Annotated in this window: 9 protein-coding genes; 5 read left to right on the top strand and 4 right to left on the bottom strand. The window is 33.0% G+C overall.

Annotated features, from left to right (window positions below):
• Positions 1 to 8 precede the first annotated feature (8 nt).
• Positions 9 to 548, top strand: coding sequence for a tRNA (cytidine(56)-2'-O)-methyltransferase (locus ACKI3Q_RS06425; protein ID WP_407415399.1), 540 nt, complete (start codon positions 9 to 11; stop codon positions 546 to 548).
• Here the strand turns inward: ACKI3Q_RS06425 and ACKI3Q_RS06430 are convergent.
• Entirely contained in the window at positions 545 to 1,639 is a 1,095-nt protein-coding gene (locus tag ACKI3Q_RS06430; protein WP_407415401.1) for a DUF763 domain-containing protein, read from the bottom strand. The two genes, ACKI3Q_RS06425 and ACKI3Q_RS06430, sit on opposite strands and share 4 nt — an antisense overlap.
• A 144-nt stretch (positions 1,640 to 1,783) precedes the next feature.
• Between ACKI3Q_RS06430 and ACKI3Q_RS06435 the strand changes: the two genes are divergently transcribed.
• Positions 1,784 to 2,521, top strand: a complete 738-nt coding sequence (locus ACKI3Q_RS06435; protein WP_407415403.1) for a peptidylprolyl isomerase — start codon at positions 1,784 to 1,786, stop codon at positions 2,519 to 2,521.
• Between the two features lie 7 nt (positions 2,522 to 2,528).
• Here ACKI3Q_RS06435 and ACKI3Q_RS06440 read toward each other — a convergent pair whose 3' ends face one another.
• Positions 2,529 to 3,020 (bottom strand): fumarate hydratase C-terminal domain-containing protein, encoded by a 492-nt coding sequence (locus ACKI3Q_RS06440; RefSeq protein ID WP_407415405.1) that lies wholly within the window; start codon positions 3,018 to 3,020, stop codon positions 2,529 to 2,531.
• Between the two features lie 589 nt (positions 3,021 to 3,609).
• On the opposite strand from ACKI3Q_RS06440, the gene ACKI3Q_RS06445 reads away from it, so the two are divergent.
• Both ACKI3Q_RS06445 and ACKI3Q_RS06450 read left to right on the top strand, forming a co-directional pair.
• Positions 3,610 to 4,389, top strand: a complete 780-nt coding sequence (locus ACKI3Q_RS06445) for an MFS transporter (RefSeq protein ID WP_407415407.1) — start codon at positions 3,610 to 3,612, stop codon at positions 4,387 to 4,389.
• 18 nt (positions 4,390 to 4,407) lie between these two features.
• Complete coding sequence (locus ACKI3Q_RS06450) at positions 4,408 to 5,127, top strand: MFS transporter (protein ID WP_407415409.1); 720 nt, start codon at positions 4,408 to 4,410, stop codon at positions 5,125 to 5,127.
• A 61-nt stretch (positions 5,128 to 5,188) separates the two neighbouring features.
• Here ACKI3Q_RS06450 and ACKI3Q_RS06455 read toward each other — a convergent pair whose 3' ends face one another.
• A complete protein-coding gene (locus tag ACKI3Q_RS06455; protein ID WP_407415411.1) occupies positions 5,189 to 5,791 on the bottom strand; it encodes a TetR/AcrR family transcriptional regulator in 603 nt (200 codons plus the stop codon).
• 32 nt (positions 5,792 to 5,823) lie between these two features.
• On the bottom strand, positions 5,824 to 6,429 hold the full coding sequence (locus ACKI3Q_RS06460) for a TetR/AcrR family transcriptional regulator (RefSeq protein ID WP_407415413.1): 606 nt from the start codon (positions 6,427 to 6,429) through the stop codon (positions 5,824 to 5,826).
• 555 nt (positions 6,430 to 6,984) lie between these two features.
• Between ACKI3Q_RS06460 and ACKI3Q_RS06465 the strand changes: the two genes are divergently transcribed.
• The coding region (locus ACKI3Q_RS06465; protein ID WP_407415415.1) for an Ig domain-containing protein at positions 6,985 to 8,944 on the top strand (1,960 nt) is incomplete at its 3' end.

Below are 8,944 nucleotides of genomic sequence, written 5' to 3' on the forward strand. Positions count from 1 at the left end.
GTGATAAGATGAATGTAAATGTTTTAAGATTGGATCATAGGTTAAAAAGAGATACTCGTATTACTACTCATGTCTGTTTAACTGCCCGTGCATTTGGGGCAAGTAAAATTTACCTCGCAGGAGAGGAAGATAATAAGTTAATGGATAATGTAAGGGATACCTCTAAAAGATTTGGAGGCAACTTTGAAATAGAGCATACTGATTCTTACATGGGCGTTATCAATAAATGGAAAAAGGACGGCGGTAAAGTAGTGCACTTAACCATGTATGGTTCACAGGCTCATGAGGTGGCTCCGGAAGTTAGGGAAGACGGAAGTGATATTTTAATTATTGTCGGAGGTTCTAAAGTTCCGGGAAAGGTTTATAAGGCTGCTGACTGGAATGTGTCAGTTACAACACAACCGCATTCAGAAGTATCTTCTCTTGCTGTATTTCAGCATTTATTGATGGATGGTCGTGAATTTGATTTAGAATTCGAAAATCCGGTTTTAGAGGTCATACCTACAGCCCATGGTAAAAATGTCAATATTCATGATGAAAATCGTTAGGATATGAAATCGTCCAATCTTTTTATTGCTTTAAGTTTTTCATCTTTTTTTATTCTTGCCTGGTCAAGAGCATCTTTTATTGTTTGGATTGAATGGTCATAAACTTCTTTATCAACAGGATAAGGAAATCCATCTTTTCCTCCATGGGTAAAACTATATTTAACAGGGTCTTTCCAGCTTGCAGGTTCACCATAAACCAAATCTGATATCAGTGCAAGTGCTCTTATTTTTTTAGGGCCAATGCCTTGAAGCAGGATTAATTCTTCATAATTTTCAGGCTGTATTTCCCAGGCATTTTTCAAAACTTCAAATTCCTTATCCGATATGTCCATGTCCAATACTGGATGATGTGATGGCATTGAAAAGTCTTCTAAAAGCGTTTGCTGATCTTTTCTTTTAAAATATTGTCTTAAATGGTCGGGGTTATCATTAATTAAATCAACACTGATTTTTTGGGCAGATTTGCTTTTTTCATCAGTCATATTGAGAGTATTTGGTGTTTTTTTATCGCAGGATATTCCGCTATGTGGATCCAATAGCAGGTCATTAACTTCTTCACCCATCCAATGATATCTGCGGGCATATTTATTTTTTGTGTTCATTCCCTGTTGAATTACTGCCCAGTCTCCTTTTTCAGTAACAAAGAAATGGTGCTGGTATAATGTGTAGCCATCCTGAATGCAGGAATTGTCAATTTTTGCAGATAATTTGCTGGTTTCAATTAATTTTTCAGTAGTTTTCGTTTTCAAATTAAAAATATCTCCTGCATGAGCAATACCATCAGGAGTCTTACGGGATTTGGCACCTTTGCCTCCACTCAAATAGATTCCATGTTCTTCGGGGGATAATGATTCTTTTAGAGCACCCATTGTAGTAGTGGTTGTTCCGGAGGAATGCCAATCAAAACCTAAAACGCAGGAAAATGCCTGAAACCAGTAAGGATTAGAAATTCTTCTAATAAATTCATTTAAACTATATTCCTCAATAATAACTGAAGTCAGTGCACCTGATAGGTCAACCATTCTTGAAAATAACCATCTTGGCGGATGGCCTCCATGCAATGGTAAATTTACTGCTCCTTTTCTTTGCATATTCATTATTTATATTATTAATTTATTTATAAAATTTAGGTGAGAGCATTTGAATACTATTAAAAACATAACTTTAATAATAAGTTTAATCATATTTATTAATGTTATAATGTTTATTAAATTATTATAGGAGCGTTATTATTTATGGCAATTAAAGATGGCGATTTCGTTCGCGTAAATTTTACCGGTAAAATTAAAGAAAATGACGAAGTATTTGATACTACTTATGATGAAATAGCTCAAGAAGCTGAAATTTTTGATGAAAACAAAACTTACAAACCAATTCCTATTGTTGTTGGAGGAAACCATTTATTACCAGCTATTGAAGAAGAAATTGTGGGTCTTGAAGCTGGAGACCGTAAAACTGTAGAAGTTGACAGTGATAATGGTTTTGGTCCACGTGATCCAAAAGCAATACAATTAATACCAATGAAAGAATTCAAAAAACAAGGTATGACTCCATATCCTGGAATGAGAATTTCAGCTGAAGGTGGGGAAGGTAGAATCTTAACCGTTAATGGTGGAAGAGTAAAAGTTGATTTCAACCACCCATTAGCAGGTAAAGACTTAATTTATGATGTTGAAGTAACTGAAATCATTGAAGACAGTGAAGAAAAAATCAAAAGTATGATTGAGTTACACTACTCCAATCCTAATGTGGATTTAGAAAAAACCGAAATTTCAATCGAAGATGGTGTTGTAAGCATCCAATTAGATGAAATGGCTAAATTCGACCAACAATCTTATATGGACATTACTTTCGCAAGATTCAGAATAGCTAAAGATATCTGGGAAAACATTGAAGAAGTTACTAAAGTTAATTTCGTTGATGCTTTCGAAAAAAGAGAAGAATCTGACGATGATGAAGAAGATGAAGAATAATCTTCTTCTAAATACTTTTTTTATGGCTTACCGCTACTATTCCGGGAATATTTTCTACTTCTAATTTATACATGGCTTCCATGCCTTCATGAGCAAATAGAACACACTCTTTTTTTAGGACTTTGCTTGTTAATAATGCTGCAACTGGCGGTGTTATTACAAAAATCGAATTATTTTCATTTAATGCATTAATTGTTTCATCGTGAAGCATTCCTTTTCCAATATGTATCTTAACTCCATGTTCACTTAAGAATGGGATGGTTGATTCGATTTCTTCTTTATTGCTTGTTGTTGGAGCTATTCCTGCATCACTAACTGCAGTATGCATTATTGCAGACCCATTTAAATCAAAATCTAGTTTATTTTCTTTGATCAATTCAACAAGCTGTGGCAGGGCTGCATCACGTCCGGTTAAAATCGTTCCTGAAATAGAAACTTGATTGCCCACATTGAGAGATAGAATTTCTTCATCAGAAATTGGTGTTGTTATCTGTTTCATACCTAATTCTTTAATATTAATTTATTTTAAAATTTCTTATTTTGTTAAAAATATTTTTTTTGATATCCTTTTCACTATTACTGATTGGGATGTTATGGGAGTGATGCTGTAAAAGATGTAAATGAACTCAGTTATATTGATTATCAACAGAAATAATTGGAGATATATTTTAATTTTTAAAGTAGTTAATTCTGATGTAATCTTTTTTAGTAACTGAAGTATATGTACTGATTAATTAAATTAGTATACTTAAAACAACTGTCACATGACAATCCAATAGTGTTGGCAGTACTTTGTCCATATTAAATGGGCTATGGAATTTTTAGAGAAAATTACACCGTATCCTATAAAACTATTCATGATGGCTGTGTTGTTGCATTTAATGGAGGATATGAAAAATAGCTAGAGAAAAACAACTTCATAGAATTGGTGTGGATAGGTGGTATTCCATATAATCTGAGGGTAAAACCTTTTAACAAAAATCCAGTCCAAAAATTTAATCATTGGTAAAATCAAATATAATCATACTAATGTTTAAAAGTCATTATGTTAAAATATTTTTAAATTAATATGTTGGAGGATTATAAATATGAATGAAAGAGCTAACGAAAATTCTTGGATTCCATTAATAGTTGTTGCTTGTGCTTCTTTTATTATAGTATTGGACTCTTTATTTATGAATGTTAGCATTTCGCATATTGTTGCTGATTTGAATAGTGATGTTAGTACTGTTCAAATGATTGTGTCGTTTAATACTCTTATTACGGCCGCGTTAATACTGCTCAGTACCAAACTTCAGGACATAGTCGGTAAAAAGAAACTGTTTTTTATTGGTGCTGCACTTTTTGGTATCGGCATATTTACTGCAGTAATAAGTTCAAGTGTTATAATGTTTTTTGTCGGATGGGCAGCGATTAAAGGTGTTGCGGGGGCATTAATGCTACCTGCTATAGTTTCAATAATAAGTGGAACATATTCCGGCAAAATGCGTACAATTGCTTTGGCAACTCTGGGGATAGTGGCAGGACTTGCCGATATTCTTGCTCCACTCATTGGTGGGGTTATTACAACTTATTTCAGTTGGAGATATACTTTTGCATTCGAATTAATATTTATTCTCTTTATTTTAGTAATGCAAAATAAAATACCTAATTTCAAACCTACTGAATCTAAAAACGATTTGGATATTATTGGCGCTATAATTTCTAGTATAGGGCTTGTTTTACTTGTGCTTGGTATTTTGACTTTGACTAATGATATTGCTACCAGTATAATTGAGATAATTTTGGGATTAATGGTCTTGGCAATCTTTATATGGTATGAACTCAAAAGAAAAAGGTCAGGCAAAGTTCCATTGCTTGATGTTTAGTTATTCAGAGACAGAAATTTGCGTCTTGGTGCATCAATTAAGTTATTATATAATATTATAATAGCCGGAACATTTTTTGTATTGGTTCTGTTTTTCCAAAGTGTATTTCAGTTAAATCCATTTGATACTGGTTTGGCTTCACTTCCGTTTTGTATGGCTTTGCTTATTTTTTCAGTGTCCGCTCCAAAATTAATTGGAAAACTGAGTCATAAGAAACTCATGGCAATAGGATGTATAATTTCTATTGTTGGATGTCTGATTTTAAGTTATCAATTTAAATTAAATATATCATTATGGGGTTTAATTCCCGGACTGTTTTTACTTGGATCAGGAATTGGTTTTATGATGGCTTTAAGTTCAGATGTTGCATTATTCGATATTCCTGCTGAAAGCCAAAATAACGCATCAGGTATTATTTCAACTGGTGAGACATTAGGTTCATCATTGGGTACAGCAATTATTGGAATAGTTCTAATTCTTGGAGTTATGGGGGGTATTAGTACAGCAATCGATACCTACGCACCTAATTATTCGGGAGACGAGCAATTCCATCAGGAGGTCTATGATTACTTCCAAAAATTAGATACTATGGATGGACAAGATAGTATTGTTGTGAATACTGCAGATATAATTATTCAGAGTGCAATGGCATCCGTAATGATGGTATTGGCCATCGTGTTAGGAGTTATTCTAATTTTAACGCTGCGGATAAAAGAAAAAAATATTAAAAAACGATGAGAGTTTATCTCTCACTTTTTTTCATTGTTTGGGTGTTGGCAGAAATTATTAAGTTTTGATTTTATTGGTATTTGATGGCAGTCCATGTTGTATCAAAGCTTTTCTCGAAAATGAGATCAGTATCATCATTTGCGCAAATTAACCAAGAATATTGAATTCCCATAAACATTATAACCAATGATTCGACAATATTTTCAGTTGAGAAGTCATGTCTGATTTCATTTTGCCTTTTGCCATCTTCGACGAGAGCGGTTAAAAATATTTTAATGTCTCTTCCTGTTTGTAGAACTATTCTGATAACCTCATCTTCGACATATCCTGTTCCGGTTAAAAGAAGTATCACGTCTCCATAATTGATTTTTTCATTGATGCTTTTAATTTCAACACCGTTTATGAAGTGATGTAAAATATAAAGCAATGCATCATGGATCCTGTTCTTTGACGGGCCTTCAAGGGGGATTTTATCAAAATCGATTTTAATGTAATCCACCATATATTTTTGCATAATTGCTTCAAATATTTCGCTTTTATCTGAAAAATGATAATATATGCTGCCGGTTGGCAGTCCTGTGGCATTTCGAATTTCACTGATTGAAATGTCGATTGTGCTTTTCTCCAATATTAATTTCAGTGTTTTTTCTACAATCAGGTCTTTAGTGTTCATTTAACCACATCATTTTTTTATAGTCAATTATATTATTCTCTGAATCTTATCTTTTCCCATTCCAAATCGAAATTGTCTTCAAAGGCTGAAATCATATCATCAATCCAATATATTTCCCATTGATATTGAATTCCCATGTATGTGCGGATTAAGGACTCTGCAATGTCTTCGGCTGGGTGGTCTTGCCGGATTTGTCTGTTTTTTTGACCTTCCACAATAATTTCTGTGAAAAATGCCTTCAATTCTTTTATGATGCCTTGATAAATCTTGCGGGAATTTTCATAAGCAAATCCGTTTGCAGTTAAAACATCCAATATCGCCCGGTAATCTACATCTTCAATCGTTTCAATTTTGATTCCGCTTTGCTTTTGTTTAACCATTTCAGCCATGGCATCGTGTATTTTCTCTTTTGCATTTCCCTTTATCTGTGTGAGTTTGTCCATATCAAATTTGACATAGTCTAGAAGATATCTTTCAGTAATTTCATTACATATATCTTCTTTGCTTGAAAAATAATAGTATATTCCTCCGGTAGCAATTCCAGTCTCAGCACTTATTTCTCTAACTGAAACTATGGAGTTATGCTTTTTAACCATTAATTTTAAAGTTTTTTCTAAAATTAACTTTTTAGTATTCATACATTAAACAATATTATAGTTCTTTGTTATTAAATAATGTAGAGAACAAACATTCTATTATATTAAATATTCCACAGTTGTTTATATTTGCATGCATAGCTTCAGCAAGTGCGGCAGGGAATTAAACAGATAATTTATACGTTGATTAATCAACCAGTACAACTAATGAAAAACTTGCATTTGATTCAAGTTTAGATACAAGTTCTGCATCTAATGACAGTAATGTTTTAGTAATATTCAAAACCAAAACAAATGGCAGATTTAATTAATCAAAATTAAAAGTTGATTTGAAAAAATAATAAATACCATGGTCATATAATCCAATATTTTTCGTACTATATATTTTTCCTTTTTTTGTTTATGAACAAACGGAGAATAGAGTTGTTCCAATATAGTGGAATGTCTATTTTTCATATCAATTTTTAACATTATAGAACAATCGTTCTCTATATTATTTAATAATAATGAAGTAATAATATACGAATATATGAATACTAAACAGTTAATTTTAGAAAAAACTTTAAAATTAATATTTATTCATTAATGGAGGAGAATATGTCAAAGAAAATATTTTGTTTATTGATAGCATTATTAATGGTATTGACTGTTTCTTGCGTATCCGCAGCTGAATACGGGGATAATTCTACTGCGACTGTGGATGAACAGGTTACACTTCAAATGGCCATTGATGATGTTCAATTAGAAAGTAATGATAATGATGCTGATGTTTTATCAGCCGGCTCTAAAGATCCAAATTTAAATATTAAACCTAGTTGTAATGACTATGGGGATGTTTCATTTTGGGCGAGTACTGAAAAAAATGCTACTGGTCTCGTAAATGCAAAGTTTATCCTTTTACTTCCTTATGGTGTTGAGAAGGTCGAAGTTAATGAAAATCTTACTCTTAAAAATGGTTCCGTTTCATGGGGTGGAGAGGGTACTTTTTTACCTAAAGGTAGTTATCGCGTCGAGGCAACATACTATGGTGATGATAATTATGCTTCAGCTTACAAGGCTACCCCCGATACCGGTCCAGATGCTTTTAATGTTCCAAAATATCATCTTAATTTAAATTTTACTAATTTGGCAGTAAATGAAAAGGGTAATATTGTTGCTAATGGACAGTTAGATAATGAAAATGCTGATGGACCATATAACATGCTATTCACCAATAATGATACTGGTAAAAGTATAATTGTGTATCGTCTATTTGTTAAAGATAAAGCAATTATTGAATATGAAGGGGCTCCAGAACTTGGTGGAGGAGAATATATAGTTTCTATCAGGTATATTGGTACTGATCAATTTTTCCCAACACTTTCTGAAGAAAAATACATAGGTGTTTCTGATATTGTTCTTAATAAAACATCTATTGTATTGGGCGTTGGTGATGAAATTGAATCTGGTGCTTCATTAAAGCCTGCAGATGCTGGCAATTTAACTTTCGCTTCAAGTAATGAAAGTGTTGTCACAGTAGATGCAAATACTGGCGTAATTACTGCTGTGGGATTAGGTGATGCTACTGTGACTGTTTCATGTGCAGGTAATGATAAGTATGGTCCTGCTGTAAATAAAACTATTGCTGTTTCTGTCAAGATTCCTGTTAATATTACTGTTGATCCTGCTGAAGTGGCTTTGTATATTGGTGAAAATCTTACACTTAATGCTAATTTGACTCCTGCAGATGCGGGTAATTTAACTTTCGTTTCAAGTAATCCAAAGGTTGTCAATGTAACTGCAGATGGTTTAATTATTGCTGTGGGCGAAGGCAATGCTAATATTACTGTTAGTTTTCCGGGTACTGAGGAGTATGCTGCTTCTGATGTAGTTGTTCCTGTTACTGTATCTTTATATGATGCTATTGTTTCTGCTGAGGATATGGAATTAACTGTTGGTGAGAAAGGTACTATTGACTATACTACTGATCCTGAAGGTTTGAATGTTACTTTTGTTCCTGATGATTCAGGAGTTGTTAATGTTACTGATAATGGTTTAGTTACTGCAATAAAACAAGGTACTGCCAATATTGCTATTAACGTTGGTGATAATAAGAAATACGCACTCAATTCAACAGTTATTACAGTCACTGTATCTTTATATGATGCTAGTGTTTCTGCTGAGGATATGGAATTAACTATAGGTGAAAACGGTACTATTGACTATACTACTGATCCTGATGGTTTGAATGTTACTTTTGTTGTTGATAATTCTGGGGTTGTTGAAGTTAGTGATGATGGTACTGTTACTGCTTTGAAAGAAGGTACTGCTCATATTACTATTAACGTTGGTGATAATGAAACTTATGCACTTAATTCAACAGTTATTGCAGTTACTGTTAGTTTAATTGATGCTAGTGTTTCTGCTGAGGATATGGAATTAACTGTTGGCGAGAAAGGTACTATTGACTATACTACTGATCCTGATGGTTTGAATGTTACTTTTGTTGTTGATAATTCTGGGGTTGTTGAAGTTAGTGATGATGGTACTGTTACTGCTTTGAAAGAAGGTACTGCTC

Source organism: Methanobrevibacter sp. (assembly GCF_045636185.1).
Taxonomy (GTDB): Archaea; Methanobacteriota; Methanobacteria; order Methanobacteriales; family Methanobacteriaceae; genus Methanocatella.